This window comes from Bacillus sp. AF23, assembly GCF_020861455.1.
Taxonomy (GTDB): domain Bacteria; phylum Bacillota; class Bacilli; order Bacillales; family Bacillaceae; genus Bacillus; species Bacillus halotolerans.
This window is the reverse complement of record NZ_JAJHVY010000015.1, coordinates 348241-365697: the sequence shown is the minus strand read 5'-3', so window position 1 is coordinate 365697 and position 17457 is coordinate 348241. Positions and strand designations below refer to the sequence as shown.

Annotated in this window: 16 protein-coding genes; all 16 read left to right on the top strand. The window is 43.1% G+C overall.

From position 1 onward, the window contains the following. Nucleotides 1-117 precede the first annotated feature (117 nt). The 16 genes from yfmF (at nucleotide 118) to miaB (ending at nucleotide 17456) form a co-directional block, all read left to right on the top strand. The gene (gene yfmF / locus LNN34_RS07080) at nucleotides 118-1395 is read left to right on the top strand and encodes an EF-P 5-aminopentanol modification-associated protein YfmF (RefSeq protein ID WP_106294777.1); all 1278 of its coding nucleotides are present in this window, start codon (nucleotides 118-120) and stop codon (nucleotides 1393-1395) included. After that, nucleotides 1392-2678, top strand: a complete 1287-nt coding sequence (yfmH, locus tag LNN34_RS07075; RefSeq protein ID WP_059352923.1) for an EF-P 5-aminopentanol modification-associated protein YfmH — start codon at nucleotides 1392-1394, stop codon at nucleotides 2676-2678. The genes yfmF and yfmH overlap by 4 nt, the downstream gene beginning before the upstream one ends. A 52-nt stretch (nucleotides 2679-2730) precedes the next feature. Continuing rightward, nucleotides 2731-3459 carry an elongation factor P 5-aminopentanone reductase gene (ymfI, locus tag LNN34_RS07070; protein ID WP_024121450.1) on the top strand — a complete coding sequence of 243 codons (729 nt, stop codon included), beginning with the start codon at nucleotides 2731-2733 and terminating at the stop codon, nucleotides 3457-3459. 79 nt (nucleotides 3460-3538) lie between these two features. Beyond that, the gene (locus tag LNN34_RS07065; RefSeq protein WP_044155842.1) at nucleotides 3539-3796 is read left to right on the top strand and encodes a DUF3243 domain-containing protein; all 258 of its coding nucleotides are present in this window, start codon (nucleotides 3539-3541) and stop codon (nucleotides 3794-3796) included. Between the two features lie 129 nt (nucleotides 3797-3925). Beyond that, nucleotides 3926-4717, top strand: coding sequence for a DUF3388 domain-containing protein (locus LNN34_RS07060; protein WP_024121452.1), 792 nt, complete (start codon nucleotides 3926-3928; stop codon nucleotides 4715-4717). An 18-nt stretch (nucleotides 4718-4735) separates the two neighbouring features. After that, nucleotides 4736-5650 (top strand): cell shape determination protein RodZ, encoded by a 915-nt coding sequence (rodZ, locus tag LNN34_RS07055; protein ID WP_024121453.1) that lies wholly within the window; start codon nucleotides 4736-4738, stop codon nucleotides 5648-5650. Nucleotides 5651-5699: 49 nt separating this feature from the next. Further along, nucleotides 5700-6281 (top strand): CDP-diacylglycerol--glycerol-3-phosphate 3-phosphatidyltransferase, encoded by a 582-nt coding sequence (gene pgsA / locus LNN34_RS07050; protein ID WP_010334305.1) that lies wholly within the window; start codon nucleotides 5700-5702, stop codon nucleotides 6279-6281. 18 nt (nucleotides 6282-6299) lie between these two features. Beyond that, nucleotides 6300-7550, top strand: coding sequence for a competence/damage-inducible protein A (locus LNN34_RS07045; protein WP_044155839.1), 1251 nt, complete (start codon nucleotides 6300-6302; stop codon nucleotides 7548-7550). Between the two features lie 171 nt (nucleotides 7551-7721). Beyond that, the gene (gene recA / locus LNN34_RS07040) at nucleotides 7722-8768 is read left to right on the top strand and encodes a recombinase RecA (RefSeq protein WP_099042952.1); all 1047 of its coding nucleotides are present in this window, start codon (nucleotides 7722-7724) and stop codon (nucleotides 8766-8768) included. 173 nt (nucleotides 8769-8941) lie between these two features. After that, nucleotides 8942-10120, top strand: coding sequence for a serine hydrolase domain-containing protein (locus tag LNN34_RS07035; RefSeq protein ID WP_202647295.1), 1179 nt, complete (start codon nucleotides 8942-8944; stop codon nucleotides 10118-10120). Nucleotides 10121-10406: 286 nt separating this feature from the next. Then, the gene (gene rny / locus LNN34_RS07030; RefSeq protein ID WP_229043039.1) at nucleotides 10407-11969 is read left to right on the top strand and encodes a ribonuclease Y; all 1563 of its coding nucleotides are present in this window, start codon (nucleotides 10407-10409) and stop codon (nucleotides 11967-11969) included. A 61-nt stretch (nucleotides 11970-12030) separates the two neighbouring features. Further along, nucleotides 12031-12825: a 2',3'-cyclic-nucleotide 2'-phosphodiesterase gene (gene ymdB / locus LNN34_RS07025; RefSeq protein ID WP_003245138.1), complete on the top strand. Its 795-nt coding sequence runs from the start codon at nucleotides 12031-12033 to the stop codon at nucleotides 12823-12825. Between the two features lie 199 nt (nucleotides 12826-13024). Further along, nucleotides 13025-13285 (top strand): stage V sporulation protein SpoVS, encoded by a 261-nt coding sequence (gene spoVS / locus LNN34_RS07020; protein WP_003154135.1) that lies wholly within the window; start codon nucleotides 13025-13027, stop codon nucleotides 13283-13285. A 262-nt stretch (nucleotides 13286-13547) separates the two neighbouring features. Next, nucleotides 13548-14591 carry an L-threonine 3-dehydrogenase gene (gene tdh / locus LNN34_RS07015; RefSeq protein WP_059292759.1) on the top strand — a complete coding sequence of 348 codons (1044 nt, stop codon included), beginning with the start codon at nucleotides 13548-13550 and terminating at the stop codon, nucleotides 14589-14591. Between the two features lie 13 nt (nucleotides 14592-14604). Continuing rightward, on the top strand, nucleotides 14605-15783 hold the full coding sequence (locus LNN34_RS07010; protein WP_044155834.1) for a glycine C-acetyltransferase: 1179 nt from the start codon (nucleotides 14605-14607) through the stop codon (nucleotides 15781-15783). A 143-nt stretch (nucleotides 15784-15926) separates the two neighbouring features. Continuing rightward, nucleotides 15927-17456 carry a tRNA (N6-isopentenyl adenosine(37)-C2)-methylthiotransferase MiaB gene (gene miaB / locus LNN34_RS07005; RefSeq protein WP_024121459.1) on the top strand — a complete coding sequence of 510 codons (1530 nt, stop codon included), beginning with the start codon at nucleotides 15927-15929 and terminating at the stop codon, nucleotides 17454-17456. Nucleotide 17457 lies beyond the last annotated feature (1 nt).

Here is a 17457-nt window from a genome sequence, read left to right as displayed (position 1 = left end):
GGTTATTGTTTCCTTATAAATCCTACAGTTGCTATAATTACATGAAAGAGTGTTTCTGCGAATGCTGAAATTTGGTCATAATACATACTAATAAGAAATGAACGAAGGAGGTTTCACATGTCATATGTCAATGAAGTCAAAACAAAGCACGGCGGTTTAACCGCACATATTGTAGAAACAGAAAAATTTAAAACCGTCTCGCTTATCTTTAAAATGCTGGCGCCCTTAACAAAGGAGCAAGTTACGAAAAGAGCGCTGTTCCCGCATGTGCTGCTTCGAGGAACAGAAAGCCGTCCGAAAACTGCAGAATTGCGTTCTTACCTGGATGAACTTTACGGCACGTCTGTTTCGGCTGATCTCTCGAAAAAAGGTGAACAGCATGTAATTACATTCAGACTTGAAATTCCGAATGAAAAATATTTAAAAGATCAGACGCCACTCCTTGAAAAAGGGCTGCAGCTTCTCGCAGAAATCGTCTTTTCACCTGCTTTGGAAGCAGGCGTTTTTCAATCGCAATATGTGGATCAAGAAAAACGAACGCTGAAGCAAAGAATTCAAGCAGTTTATGATGATAAAATGCGTTACTCTAATCTAAGGCTTATACAGGAAATGTGTAAAAACGAACCTTACTCGCTGCACGTCAATGGTGAGATCGACGATGTTGATGCCATTACGGTCGATCAATTATATGAAACATACCGACACGCGATCCAAAAAGACCAGCTTGATTTATATGTCGTCGGCGATGTTGACAGTAAACAAGTGCAAGCTGCTATTGAACAATATTTTCAAACAGAGGAACGCACCCTGGAAGCATTTGTAAACAATCATGCTGAACAACCTGAACCCAAAGAAGTCATTGATGAAGAAGACGTCAAACAAGGCAAGCTGAATATTGGCTATCGGACCAATATTACCTTTACGGATCAGGATTATTCAGCTTTACAAGTTTTTAACGGAATGTTCGGCGGCTTTTCTCATTCCAAGCTTTTCATTAATGTTCGGGAAAAAGCCAGTCTCGCTTATTACGCAGCCTCGCGTATCGATAGCTTTAAAGGTTTATTAATGGTGATGTCAGGAATTGAAGTGAAAAACTACAAACAAGCCGTCTCTATTATTGCCGAGCAATTTCAGGCTATGAAAAACGGGGAGTTCAGTGAGCAAGACATCTCTCAGACGAAAGCCATGATTCGGAATCAGGTGCTGGAAACAATTGATACTGCGTACGGTTTATCTGAATTTCTATATCAGCAGGCCGCTGCCCAAGTCGATATTCCGATCGAAGATTTCCTTGCCAATATTGAGCGGGTGACAAAAGAGGATATCATTAAAGTCGGCGAAAAGATTCAGCTTGATACGACTTATTTCTTAAAAGGGACGGAGGGTGCATCTTGATAAAACCAATCGAATTTGAACAGCTTCAGGAGACGCTGTATCATGAAAAAATGTCAAACGGCCTGGACGTATACGTTTTGCCGAAAAAAGGCTTCAACAAGACGTATGCGGTATTCACAACAAAGTACGGGTCTATCGATAATCAGTTTGTCCCTCTTGGAAAAGACGAGATGGTTCAAGTTCCGGATGGGATTGCCCATTTTCTTGAACATAAGCTGTTTGAAAAAGCTGATGGAGATGTTTTTCAAGATTTCAGTAAACAGGGCGCCTCTGCCAATGCGTTCACGTCATTTACAAGAACGGCTTATCTTTTCTCAAGCACGTCAAATGTGGAACGCAATTTGGAGACACTGATTGATTTTGTGCAGGACCCTTATTTTACAGAAAAAACGGTGGAAAAGGAAAAAGGGATTATCGGCCAGGAAATTAACATGTATGATGATAACCCTGACTGGAGGCTTTACTTCGGGGTGATTGAAAACATGTACAAAGATCATCCTGTCAAAATAGACATAGCCGGCACGGTAGAAAGCATATCCCATATCACAAAGGACCTTCTTTACGAATGCTATGAAACGTTTTATCATCCGAGCAACATGCTCCTCTTTATAGTCGGTCCTGTTGATCCTGAAGCTATCATTTCTCAGGTAAGAGAAAATCAGGAAAGAAAACCGTATACAGATCAGCCGGAAATTAAACGGGAAGAAGTAAAAGAGCAAGAATCTGTTTTCCGGAAAGAAAAAGAAATTAAAATGAATGTCCAGGGACCGAAATGTCTCGTCGGACTGAAATCAAAGCATCCGTATAAATTAGGGAAAGAGCTGCTCAAGCATGAACTTACAATGAACCTATTGCTTGAATCTTTGTTCGGCAAAAGCTCTGCCCAATATGAGTCCCTTTATGAAAAAGGGTATATAGATGAAACGTTCAGCTTTGATTTTACGGCTGAATATGGGTTCGGTTTTGCTGCCATTGGCGGGGACACGCCTGAACCGGATAAATTGGCTGAAGACATTTCAGGCAATCTGCTTCGTGCCGGTGAAATCATCACCGCTGAGAAGATTGAACTTGCCAGAAAGAAAAAAATCGGGTCATTTTTAAAGGCATTAAACTCACCTGAATACATCGCTAACCAATTCACTCGCTATGCATTTTTGGAGATGAGCCTGTTTGATATCGTAACTGTTCTCGAGCAGATCACCCTTGAGGATGTGCAGCAAATCATACAAGAGGAAATTGCTGAGGACAGACTGACTGTCTGCAAAGTGGTTCCTAAATCTTAACATGCATCCCTCCAATGTGAGGGGTGTTTTTCTGCGGAAAGAAGGAAAGAGGATGAAAAAAACAGCATTAGTCACCGGGGCGAGCGGCGGTATCGGCAAAAGCATAAGTGAATCGCTTGCAGCAGAGGGATATGATCTGCTTTTGCACTACAATCAGAATGAAAGCGCGGCAGCAGAGCTTGCTGAAAAACTGAAACGGTCATTTGGCATATATGCTGATATTTTGCAAGGAGATCTCTCCACTCCCACTGGCGCTGATGAACTAACAAAATCAATTGTTCAGCCGGTTGATGCGATCGTTTTAAACAGCGGCAGAAGCCATTTTGGACTGATTACTGATGTAGATAATGCTACGGTACAGGAAATGGTTCAGCTGCATGTGGCAAGTCCTTACATGCTGACGAGAAACCTTCTTCCAGGCATGATCCGTAACAAATCGGGAGCGATCGTTGCAGTCAGCTCTATTTGGGGAGAGACTGGTGCATCGTGTGAGGTGCTGTACAGCATGGCAAAGGGAGCGCAGCACTCGTTTGTAAAAGGACTGGCTAAGGAGCTGGCCCCAAGCGGTATCAGGGTCAACGCAGTAGCGCCGGGTGCTGTAGATACAAACATGATGAATCAATTCAATCCGGATGAATTAGAAGAGATCGCTGATGAAATCCCGATCGGCAGGCTTGCACAGCCGAAAGAAGTTGCCGAGGCGGCAGCATTTCTCCTGTCTGAAAAAGCTTCCTATATTACTGGACAGATTCTGTCAGTTAACGGCGGCTGGCACTGCTGACGCAAAATAAAATGTGTATAGTTTCTTTTAAGAAGGACAAAATAATTTTGTAACTTCACATGAAATGGAGGAAACTCACATGTCAGTATTAGAAAACTGGGATAACTGGAAGAATTTCCTTGGTGATCGTTTAAACTATGCGCAAGATAAAGGCATGAGTCAGGATACCATCACTGACCTTGCTACAGAAATCGGCGGTTACCTGGCTAATGAAGTGGATTCTAAGAACGAGCAGGAAAAAGTGCTGGCAGATCTTTGGAGCGTAGCATCTAAAGAAGAACAGCACGCCATTGCCAATATGATGGTTAAGCTTGTTGAAAATAACAGCACTCATTAAGAAGAGAGGAGATTCTTCCTCTCTTTTTTATGTTTTCCCCATCACAGCAACATTCTTCTTTCTAATTAGAGAAAAATGCTTTATGATAAAGGAAGGTAAAATTTTGCCACAATGAAGGGGGTATATCATTTGGCAAAGCTCGAATGGTATTTTGAATATGAAATTCAAGTGAACCGCCCCGGACTGCTCGGGGATATTTCATCTCTTCTCGGGATGCTTTCTATTAACATCGTAACGATAAACGGCGTCGATCTTTCCAGAAGGGGAATGCTGCTCAGGTGCCGCCATATAGATCAAATTAAGCGATTAGAATCAATCTTAAAAACGATGGAAACAATTAAAGTAACGAAGCTGAGAGAACCAAGGCTTCGCGACCGCCTCGCCGTGCGTCACGGCCGGTACATCCAGAGGGATGCCGATGATAAGAAAACATTCCGCTTTGAACGGGACGAGCTGGGCTTGTTAGTCGATTTTATGGCCGAACTGTTCAAAAAAGAAGGCCATAAATTAATCGGGATCCGGGGAATGCCGCGCGTCGGGAAAACGGAGTCAATCGTAGCTTCCAGCGTATGCGCCAGCAAAAGATGGCTGTTTGTGTCATCTACCTTGCTGAAACAGACAATCAGAAGCCAGCTGATTGCCGATGAGTACAGCACTGAAAATGTCTTTATCATTGACGGAATTGTATCGACAAGAAGAGGATCAGAACGCCATCTGCAGCTGGTGAGGGAAATCATGAGGCTGCCTGCTACAAAAGTGGTGGAGCATCCGGACATATTCGTTCAAAATACAGAGTATACACTAGATGACTTTGATTATATTATTGAACTGAGAAATGATCCTGATGAGGTTATTACATATGAACATGCTGAAGAACCCCAAATGTTTGATCAATCCGGGTTTTCAAGCTTTGATTTTTAAAATTGGAAGGTGTTTGTTGTGACTGAACTAGGAATCCGGCTGAAAGAAGCCAGAGAGGAAAAAGCAATGTCATTGGATGATCTCCAAGCGGCAACTAAGATTCAAAAAAGGTATTTAACCGCCTTGGAGGAAGGAAATTATGACATTATTCCGGGTAAGTTTTATGTCCGGGCTTTCATCAAGCAATATGCGGAAGCCGTCGGGCTTGATGCTGACCAATTGTTTGAGGAGCATAAAAAAGATATCCCGAATACGTATCATGACGATGTGTCTGAAAAAATCTCCGGCATGAATCTCCAGAAGGAAATGCCAAAGCCTGCTTCTAAGGCGCTGGAATTGCTGCCTACAATACTTGTGATTCTCGGAGTGATTGTCGTGATCGCCATTGTTTACGCTATAATTCAGTTTGCGAATCATAAAAACGATGATAATAGCAATGCGGCATCAGAAAAATCAATCGCGAAAAGTGAAAGCAAGTATGAGATCCCTAAAGATTCAACGCTGAAAGAGAATCAAACCAATAGCTCTGAAAAAGAGACAGACACGAAAAAAGAAACGAAAGACAAAGAAGATAAAAAAGAAGACAGTGACAGTGACAAACTAGAGGTGAAAGCAACTGGCACTGAAGGATCTGTAACAACTTATGAAGTGTCCGGCGCTGATAAAATCGAGCTTGAGCTGAAGGCTTCAGACAGCTCTTGGATTCGAGTGCGCGATGAAAACAGCAGCTCTCTTAAAGAGGGTACACTGAAAAAAGACGAAACATATAAAAAAGACATAACTGATCAGAAACAAGTTGAAATCCGTACAGGATATGCACCTAACCTGAAAATAAAAATCAACGGTGAGGTTCTTTCATATAAACTTGATCCTAAAGAAGTGATGGCACAAACAATAAAGATTGTAAATAAAAAGGAAGAAAAGTCATCTTAATCACCAGATGACTTTTCTTCACGTCCGAGTATGAAACTGGAGGGGCTTTATGTTTAACTTACCGAATAAAATCACACTAGCAAGAATTGCATTAATCCCAATCTTCATGATTATCATGCTGGCGCCGTTTGACTGGGGCAGGCTCGAATTTGGAGACGAATCCATTCCGGTCACACACTTGGCGGGCGCTATCTTGTTTATTATTGCATCGACGACAGATTGGATAGATGGTTATTATGCCCGCAAACTGAACCTTGTTACAAACTTTGGGAAATTTCTCGATCCGCTTGCGGACAAACTTCTCGTATCAGCAGCGTTAATTATCCTTGTTCAATTTGATCTTGCTCCAGCTTGGATGGTCATTGTGATTATCAGCCGGGAGTTTGCCGTAACAGGTTTAAGGCTTGTATTAGCCGGAACGGGAGAAGTAGTCGCTGCGAATATGCTTGGTAAAATTAAAACCTGGGCACAAATCATTGCAGTATCTGCATTGCTTCTTCACAATCTTCCGTTTGAGCTTGTGTCATTTCCGTTCGCTGACCTGGCGTTATGGGTAGCCGTATTCTTTACCGTTGTATCAGGCTGGGACTATTTCGCTAAAAACTGGGAAGCGCTAAAAACATCTAACTAAGAAAGAAGGACATACGTGATGGAATTTCCAAAAAAAGCAGAGATTATTGCAGTCGGTTCAGAGCTCTTACTTGGTCAGATTGCTAATACAAATGCTCAATTTATCAGCAAACAGCTGGCAGAAATCGGAGTAAACGTATTTTACCATACAGCAGTCGGTGATAATCCGGAGCGGCTGAAGCAGGTCATCCGCATTGCTGAAGAGCGCTCTGATTTTATTGTTTTTTCAGGAGGGCTCGGACCGACAAAAGATGATTTAACAAAAGAAACGATAGCAAATGTGCTGGGACGCCCGCTCGTTTTAAATGATGAGGCGTTTCAATCCATTGAGGATTATTTCAAACGAACAAAACGCACGATGTCACCTAATAACCGAAAACAGGCGCTTGTCATCGAAGGATCTGACGTACTGGCGAATCACTTTGGAATGGCGCCGGGAATGCTTACAGAGCATGATTCGCGCTTTTATATGCTTCTTCCCGGGCCGCCGAGCGAATTGCGTCCGATGTTTGAAAATGAGGCAAAACCGCTTCTTCTTAAAAAGATGGGCTCCAATGAAAAAATTGTATCAACTGTTCTTCGCTTTTTCGGTATCGGCGAGTCTCAGCTTGAAGCTGATTTAGAAGATATCATTGATGCACAGACGAACCCGACGATCGCTCCGTTGGCAGCGGACGGAGAGGTGACGCTTCGCCTGACAGCAAAACATGCCGATGAAAAAGAAACAGAGCGTTTGTTAAAAGAAACAGAAGCCGTTATTTTAGAACGTGTCGGTGAATTTTTCTATGGCTACGACGATACATCGCTTGTGAAAGAGTTATCTAAAGCATGTAAGGAAAAAGGCATCACGCTTTCTGCCGCAGAAAGCTTTACCGGCGGGCTGTTTTCTGAATGGCTGACAGACCTTAGCGGCGCTTCAGCATTGTTTTCCGGCGGCGTTGTTTGCTATTCAAACGAAGTGAAGCAAAATGTGCTCGGCGTCAAAAAGGAAACATTGGACCGTTTCGGAGCAGTCAGCGAGGAATGCGCATCTGAGCTCGCAAAGGGTGTTCAGCAGCTCACTGGAAGCGATATTGGCATTAGCTTTACCGGTGTTGCCGGCCCTGATACTCAAGAAGGCCATGCACCTGGACATGTATTTATCGGTATTTCTGCAAACGGAAAAGAAGAGGTTCACGAGTTTCATTTTGCAGGCTCCAGAACAGGAATCAGAAAACGTGCTGCTAAATATGGCTGCCATTTAATTTTAAAACTGTTAGAGCAAAAATAATGTTTTCAGCACACTATCCTCCTCAAAAAACATGATTTCTCTGACTCATTATGATATTTTGGTAGAAATCAGGCCGAGAAAAATCCGAATATGCGTTCGCTTTTTTCTTGGCAAATCCCTTCAAACAGGGTATAGTATATGTAGTGGTAACATAAAGGAGGAAAAAATAGAATGAGTGATCGTCAGGCAGCCTTAGATATGGCTCTTAAACAAATAGAAAAGCAGTTCGGCAAAGGTTCCATTATGAAACTGGGAGAAAAGACAGATACAAGAATTTCTACTGTCCCAAGCGGCTCCCTCGCTCTTGATACGGCACTGGGAATTGGCGGATATCCGCGCGGACGGATTATTGAAGTATACGGTCCTGAAAGCTCAGGTAAAACAACTGTTGCGCTCCATGCGATTGCTGAGGTTCAGCAGCAGGGAGGACAAGCTGCGTTTATCGATGCGGAGCACGCGCTAGACCCGGTATACGCACAAAAACTCGGTGTCAATATCGAAGAGCTTTTACTGTCTCAGCCTGACACAGGCGAGCAGGCGCTTGAAATTGCAGAAGCGTTAGTTCGAAGCGGTGCGGTTGACATCGTTGTTGTCGACTCTGTAGCGGCGCTCGTTCCGAAAGCGGAAATTGAAGGCGACATGGGAGATTCACATGTCGGTTTGCAGGCACGTTTAATGTCTCAAGCGCTTCGTAAGCTTTCAGGGGCTATCAACAAATCGAAAACAATCGCGATTTTCATTAACCAAATTCGTGAAAAAGTCGGCGTTATGTTCGGAAACCCGGAAACGACTCCCGGCGGTCGTGCGCTGAAATTCTACTCTTCCGTTCGTCTTGAAGTACGCCGTGCTGAACAGCTGAAACAAGGCAACGACGTTATGGGGAATAAAACGAGAATTAAAGTTGTGAAAAACAAGGTGGCTCCTCCGTTCCGTACAGCTGAGGTTGATATTATGTATGGAGAAGGTATCTCAAAAGAAGGCGAAATCATTGATCTCGGAACTGAACTTGATATCGTGCAAAAAAGCGGTTCATGGTACTCTTATGAAGAAGAGCGTCTTGGCCAAGGCCGTGAAAATGCCAAACAATTCTTAAAAGAAAATAAAGATATCATGCTGATGATTCAGGAGCAAATTCGTGAACATTACGGCTTAGATAATAACGGGGTAGTACAGCAGCAGACGGAAGAGACACAGGAAGAACTCGAATTTGAAGAATAAAAATAAAATGAATTTGAAATGATAAAAAAGGCAGAGTGAAAACTCTGCTTTTTTTTCTTTTAAACTTTCTGCAAAATAATGATAAATAAATTGGTTTTTTTGACAACTTTTATAGTACTTCATACGTCTAACAAAACGTGTGTATTTGAAATTAGATTGGGAGGATAAAATGGATGACAAGCCCCACTCACAGAAGAACCGCGAAGCGCAGACGGAGAAAACTAAATAAAAGAGGCAAATTTTTGTTTGGTATGTTGGCGGCAATCATTTGTTTCATGATTTGGAATGCTGTTCATCGAGAGGATGAAGAAGCCGAACCATCTCAAGAAGCTGCGGCGGTTTCTGATACCGGTCAGAAGCAAGCTGATCAGAAGAAAAACAAAGCCAAAAAAACAGAGGAACAAATCAAAGAAGTGGACCGCAATGAAAAAATCAGCAGTTATTTAAAAGAGATCGGCTTCAGCGGGACAGCCATGATCGTCAGAAATGGAGAAGTCGTAATCAATAAAGGTTTTGGTTACGCGGACCGCGAGCATCACATAAAAAACAATCCTGCGACATCTTTTTATGTCGGTTCGTCACAAAAAGCGCTAATAGCAACCGCTATTTTGCAGCTTGAGGAAAAGGGAAAGCTTCAGACAAGTGATCCGGTCAGCGCGTATTTACCCCATTTTCCCAATGGAAAGAATATTACATTAAAGAATCTGCTTACTCATACATCGGGAATAAACGGACATGTTGAAGGGAATGGCGAGATCACTCCGGATGACTTAATAAAAGACATAGAACAGCAAGGAATCAAACGCCAGCCTGGAATATGGGACTATCAAGATTCTAACTATTCAGTTCTCGCTTATATTGTTGCTGAAGTGAGCGGTGAGTCTTATGAACAATACATAACCAATCATATTTTTAAGCCGGCAGAGATGACGCATTCGGGTTTTTACAAGACATATGATAAGCAGCCTTATCCAGCTGTCGGCTATAAGCTGAAAGGCAGCAGGGCCATTACACCGTATATGCTCGATTTATCTCAGATGTATGGAGCAGGCGATATATATATGAGTGCTGCCGATATGTACAAATTTGACAAAGCACTGATAGACGGCAAGCTCTATTCGCAAGAAAGCTATGAAAAAATGTTCACACCAGGGAGCAGTTCCACATACGGAATGGGATTTTATGTTGCCCCCGGAAGCTATTCAAACCACGGAGTCATGCCGGGCTTCAATGTATTGAACAGCTTCAGCAAATCCGGACAAACCGTTGTTGTTTTGTTGTCAAACATTCAAAATAACGCTAAACTTGGACAAGTGAACAATAAAATATACCAGCTTTTAAATCAGGAGTAATTTACGATCTTTTTTTTCAAAAGATTGGCGGATTCACGTTCGGCACGATAAATGGGGGCGGCTCAGCAAACGTTAAGCTGGCAAGCTTGACAAGTATTTCCGACACAATTACAATGAAGTTGTAACATTTGTTTTTTTAACATGATTGTTAAACCATTTAAACTTGACAAGGGCGATGAAACTTTCATTCCCTGTGAAGGTTCTGTATGTTGAGAAAACTAGACAATGTACATGCCGACACTTATTTTGAGCAACAACCAAGTTCATAGCAAGAGGAGGTGAAAGTATGACCCCAATTATGATGGTTCTCATCTCCATTTTGCTGATTCTACTCGGTTTAGTTGTTGGCTACTATGTTCGTAAAACCATTGCCGAAGCGAAAATTGCAGGCGCACGCGGTGCAGCCGAGCAAATTCTTGAAGATGCAAAGCGTGATGCTGAAGCACTGAAAAAAGAAGCTCTGCTTGAAGCAAAGGATGAAATCCACAAACTTCGAATAGATGCTGAACAAGAAGTTCGTGAAAGACGAAATGAGCTTCAAAAACAAGAAAACCGTTTACTCCAAAAGGAGGAAAACCTTGATCGCAAACATGAGGGAATTGATAAACGGGAAGCGATGTTGGAGAAGAAAGATCATTCTCTGAATGAACGACAACAACATATTGAAGAGATGGAAAGCAAAGTGGATGAGATGATTCGTATGCAGCAGTCAGAGTTGGAACGAATTTCGAGTCTGACTCGTGACGAAGCGAAACAAATCATTCTTGACCGGGTTGAAAACGAGCTTTCACATGACATCGCCATCATGACAAAAGAAACTGAGAACCGTGCGAAAGAAGAGGCGGATAAAAAAGCGAAAAACATTCTTTCACTCGCCTTACAGCGCTGCGCAGCGGACCACGTTGCCGAAACAACGGTATCAGTTGTCAATCTTCCAAATGATGAGATGAAAGGACGTATCATCGGCCGGGAAGGGCGTAACATTCGTACGCTTGAAACGCTGACAGGTATTGACCTGATTATCGATGATACCCCTGAAGCTGTTATTCTGTCCGGATTTGATCCGATCAGACGTGAGACAGCAAGGATTGCTCTTGATAAACTCGTTCAGGATGGCCGTATTCATCCGGCACGGATTGAAGAAATGGTTGAAAAATCTCGCCGCGAGGTCGATGACTACATTCGTGAGATGGGTGAGCAAACAACATTTGAGGTTGGCGTTCACGGCCTCCACCCAGATCTGATCAAGATTCTCGGCCGCTTAAAGTTCCGTACAAGCTACGGTCAAAATGTGCTTAAGCATTCCATGGAAGTCGCATTCTTGGCTGGGCTGATGGCATCGGAGCTTGGAGAAGATGCAAAGCTTGCTAAACGGGCGGGATTACTTCATGACATCGGAAAAGCGATTGACCATGAAGTAGAAGGAAGCCATGTTGAAATCGGAGTCGAGCTTGCGACTAAATATAAAGAGCACACAGTCGTAATTAACAGTATTGCATCACACCATGGGGACGAGGAGCCGACTTCCATTATCGCTGTGCTGGTAGCTGCAGCAGATGCGCTTTCCGCTGCAAGACCTGGCGCAAGAAGTGAGACGCTCGAGAACTACATTCGAAGACTTGAAAAGCTTGAAGAAATTTCTGAGTCCTACGAAGGTGTTGAAAAATCATTTGCGATTCAGGCTGGACGTGAAGTGCGTATTATGGTGAAGCCGGATTCAATAAATGATCTTGAAGCTCATCGCCTGGCGCGAGATATCCGAAAACGAATTGAGGACGAGCTCGATTATCCAGGTCATATTAAAGTGACAGTCATTAGAGAAACTCGAGCCGTAGAGTATGCAAAATAAAGTGATGCGCTAAGCATCACTTTATTTTTTTGACGGCTGAGGAATAGAAAGGATTTACAAAATGAGAATTTTATTTATCGGAGATGTTGTCGGGTCACCGGGCCGCGACATGGTAAAAGAGTATGTGCCAAAGCTGAAAACAAAATACAAGCCGCATTTTACCATTATAAATGGCGAAAATGCCGCACATGGAAAAGGCTTAACAGAAAAAATCTATCACAGTTTAATACAGTCTGGCGCAGATGCGATCACGATGGGAAACCACACCTGGGACAAAAAAGAAATTTTCGATTTTATCGACGATGTCCCGAACTTAGTCCGTCCCGCAAACTTTCCGGAAGGAACACCAGGAAAAGGGATCACATATGTGAAAGCAAACGGTAAAGAACTTGCTGTTATCAACTTGCAAGGCCGTACGTTTTTACCGCCGCTCGATGATCCGTTTTTAAAAGCGGATGAATTAATTGCCGAAGCTGCTAAAAGAACACCGTACATTTTTATCGACTTCCATGCGGAAGCGACAAGTGAAAAGCTCGCACTCGGCTGGTACACGGATGGACGGGCATCTGCTGTAGTAGGAACTCACACTCACGTGCAAACAGCGGATAACCGCATTTTGCCGAAGGGCACGGCATATATTACTGATGTAGGGATGACCGGCCCATATGACGGTATACTGGGGATGGACAGAGAAACGATTATCAAACGTTTCAAAACAAACCTTCCTGTGCGCTTTACTGTCGCTGAAGGAAAAACAACCCTGAGCGGAGTCGTCATTGATATAGACGATCAAACGAAAAAAGCCGTTAAAATCGAACGTATTTTAATCAATGATGATCACATGTTCTTTGAATAATTGATCACATGGTTATTTTATAAAAATATTAAAAAGAAAAGCAGGAATATAGCAACTCCTTAGTGAATATAGTAAAAATGGAAGGTAGCCCGCTATTTTTGAAAAGCATTGTGGGGATGGCTTTTTGGATAGCAACATCTAATAATGATTGTTCTAATGAACACTCACTTATCCATTGTAAAACTAAGGGGGAGCAGAAATGGAAATCTTAAAAGTTTCAGCAAAATCGAGTCCAAATTCAGTGGCAGGTGCGCTTGCAGGTGTGTTAAGAGAGCGCGGAGCCGCCGAGATTCAAGCAATTGGAGCGGGTGCTTTGAACCAAGCTGTAAAAGCTGTGGCAATCGCCAGAGGATTTGTGGCGCCAAGCGGGGTTGATTTGATTTGTATTCCGGCTTTTACTGATATTCAGATCGATGGTGAAGAAAGAACAGCGATTAAATTAATCGTGGAGCCTCGCTAAGAAAATTAAAGTATTCACAACCTGTTTGCATATGCAAGCAGGTTGTTTTTCATTTATTGTGATATTTTCTCTCAATAGTATTTTTATAATATAAATGAACCATATGTCATGTGTAAAAACGATTCCGGCTTTTTATAAAAAAAATTTAGCCCATTTTTCAAGACGGATACTTTTGTCTTTCCTAGGAGGACACAGCTGTTTACTGTGATTCCAGATCATGGTACAATCCGGTTATAGCAAGACTTTTAAAGGAGGATTGTACATGCAGAGTGGAAAGATGAAAGCTGTAATGAAAAAACACGGTGCTTTCGGCGCTGTGCTGGCTGAAGTTCCCATTCCTGAAATCGATAAGCATGAAGTTCTTATAAAAGTTAAGGCAGCTTCCATTTGCGGCACGGATGTGCATATTTATAATTGGGACCAATGGGCACGGCAGAGAATAAAAGCTCCTTGTGTCTTCGGCCATGAGTTTAGTGGCATTGTCGAGGCTGTAGGCGAGAATGTCAGCAGTGTAAAAATCGGGGAGTATGTTTCTGCGGAAACACACATTGTATGCGGCACATGCATCCCTTGTTTAACCGGAAAGCCTCATGTATGTAAAAATACGGCCATTATCGGAGTGGACACGGCAGGCTGTTTTGCGGAGTATGTCAAAGTGCCGGCCGAAAACATTTGGAGGAACCCCGCGGATATGGACCCGGCGATTGCTTCCATTCAAGAGCCTTTAGGAAATGCCGTTCATACAGTTCTTGAGAGTCAGAACGCCGGAGGAACGACTGCCATTATTGGATGCGGGCCGATCGGACTTATGGCGGTAGCGGTCGCAAAAGCAGCAGGTGCAGCGCAGGTGGTCGCCATTGACAAAAATGAGTACAGATTAGCTCTCGCCAAACAAATGGGAGCCACAAGCACGGTCTCCGTCGAAAAAGAAGATCCGCTCAAAATTGTAAGCGCTTTAACGGGCGGGGAAGGAGCTGATCTCGTTTGTGAGATGTCGGGTCACCCTTCAGCTATCGCGCAAGGCCTTGCAATGGCTGCAAATGGCGGGAGATTTCATATTCTCAGCCTGCCGGAACATCCGGTTACCATCGACCTGACGAATAAAGTCGTGTTTAAAGGCCTTACCATCCAAGGGATCACAGGGAGAAAGATGTTTACGACATGGCGGCAGGTTTCACAATTGCTTAGAACAAACACACTGGATCTTTCACCTATTATTACCCATCAGTTTCCATTAGAAGAGTTTGAGAAAGGGTTTGAACTGATGAGAAGCGGACAGTGCGGAAAGGTTATTTTAATTCCATAAAAGGGGGATCAACATGACAAAAGAATTTGAGTTTCTAAAAGCAGAGCTTGAAAGAATGAAAGAAAACCATACATGGCAAGACGTTAAACAGGTTGAATCAATGCAGGGCCCTTCTGTTACAGTGAATCATAAAAAAGTCATTCAGCTTTCTTCTAATAATTACCTCGGATTTACTTCACACCCAAGACTCATCAAAGCTGCACAGGAAGCTGCTCAGCAATTTGGAGCCGGAACCGGTTCAGTCCGGACAATCGCCGGAACGTTTACCATGCATCAAGAATTGGAGAAAAAGCTGGCAGCCTTTAAAAAAACAGAGGCGGCACTTGTCTTCCAATCAGGCTTTACAACAAACCAAGGTGTACTTTCCAGCATTCTTTCAAAAGACGATATTGTCATTTCTGATGAATTGAACCATGCCTCTATCATTGATGGAATCAGATTGACTAAGGCGGATAAAAAGGTTTATCAGCATGTAAATATGAGTGATTTAGAGAAGGTGCTGAGAAAATCAATGAATTACCGCATGCGCTTGATTGTCACTGACGGCGTATTTTCAATGGATGGAAATATTGCTCCTCTGCCTGACATTGTGGAGCTCGCTGAGAAATATGACGCTTTTGTGATGGTTGATGACGCCCACGCATCCGGAGTGCTTGGCGAAAACGGCAGAGGGACGGTAAATCATTTCGGTCTTGACGGAAGGGTTCATATTCAAGTCGGAACGTTAAGCAAGGCAATCGGAGTTTTAGGGGGATACGCTGCCGGTTCAAAGGTGTTAATCGACTATTTGCGTCATAAAGGCCGTCCGTTTTTATTTAGCACGTCACATCCTCCGGCTGTAACTGCAGCTTGTATGGAAGCAATTGATGTCTTGCTGGAAGAGCCGGAGCATATGGAGCGTCTGTGGGAGAATACACATTATTTTAAATCAATGCTTGTCCAAATGGGTTTTACTCTCACACAGAGCGAGACGCCGATTTTGCCTATTTTAATAGGTGATGAGGGGGCAGCGAAGCAATTTTCTGATCAGCTTCTGTCACAAGGTGTTTTTGCACAAAGCATCGTTTTCCCGACTGTTGCAAAAGGAAAAGCCAGAATACGCACAATTATTACAGCCGAGCACACCAAAGAAGAACTGGATCAGGCGCTTGATGCCATTGAAAAGACAGCAAAGGAGCTTCAGCTATTGTAAGGAGAAGGGAACACTCTTCTCCCTTTCATTCCTTATTGATTATTATTCTCAATGAGTGTACAATGATAGGTTGCCAGTTGTGCAGAGCTTCAATAACCTTTATACTGGAGGGTGGAAGTTTGGTTTGAAAGGAGAAATATCATATGAATGAAAAGCAAAAATTAGAGAGCGGACAAGTTAATCCATCGGACAAAAAATCCGAGAAGGATTACAGCAAGTACTTTGAAGCTGTCTACATTCCGCCTTCTTTAAAAGATGCGAAAAAACGCGGCAAAGAAGCCGTTACTTATCATAATGACTTTAAAATTTCTGAAGAATTCAAAGGCATGGGTGAAGGAAGAAAATTCTATATCCGGACGTACGGCTGCCAAATGAACGAACATGATACAGAAGTAATGGCAGGCATCTTTATGGCTCTTGGCTATGAAGCGACAAACTCTGTTGACGATGCCAATGTCATTCTGTTAAATACATGTGCGATCCGTGAAAATGCGGAAAACAAGGTATTTGGTGAGCTTGGACACTTAAAAGCACTCAAAAAAAATAACCCGGATCTTATCTTAGGCGTTTGCGGCTGTATGTCACAAGAGGAATCAGTCGTTAACAGGATTTTGAAAAAACATCCGTTTGTAGATATGATTTTCGGTACGCATAATATCCATCGTCTGCCGGAGCTTTTGTCTGAAGCATACCTTTCAAAAGAAATGGTCATAGAAGTTTGGTCCAAGGAAGGCGATGTCATTGAAAACCTTCCGAAAGTCCGCAACGGAAAAATTAAGGGCTGGGTCAACATCATGTACGGCTGTGACAAGTTCTGTACGTATTGCATCGTCCCGTATACACGCGGAAAAGAAAGAAGCCGCCGTCCGGAAGAGATCATTCAGGAAGTAAGAAGACTTGCAAGCGAAGGCTATAAGGAAATTACACTTTTAGGCCAAAACGTAAACGCGTACGGAAAAGACTTTGAAGATATGAACTACGGCCTTGGTGATTTGATGGATGAGCTGCGCAAAATCGATATCCCGAGAATCCGTTTCACAACGAGTCATCCGCGTGACTTTGATGACCATCTCATTGAAGTGCTTGCAAAAGGCGGCAATCTACTCGATCATATTCATCTGCCGGTCCAATCAGGAAGCTCAGAGGTCTTGAAACTGATGGCACGCAAATATGACAGAGAGCGTTACATGGAGCTCGTCAGAAAAATCAAAGCGGCTATGCCAAACGCTTCTTTAACAACTGACATTATCGTCGGCTTCCCTAACGAAACGGACGAACAGTTTGAAGAAACGCTGTCATTATACCGTGAAGTGGAGTTTGACAGCGCCTATACGTTCATTTACTCTCCGCGTGAAGGCACACCTGCAGCAAAAATGAAAGATAACGTTCCGATGAGAGTGAAAAAAGAACGCCTGCAGCGTCTGAACGCACTGGTTAATGAAATTTCTGCTAAAAAAATGAAGGAATATGAAGGCAAGGTTGTCGAAGTATTAGTTGAGGGCGAAAGCAAAAACAACCCTGAGGTTCTTGCCGGCTACACTGAAAAAAGCAAGCTTGTGAATTTCAAAGGACCAAAGGAAGCGATCGGCAAAATCGTTCGCGTGAAAATCCAGCAAGCGAAAACGTGGTCTCTTGACGGAGAAATGGCAGGAGAAGCAATCGAGGTGAAATAAG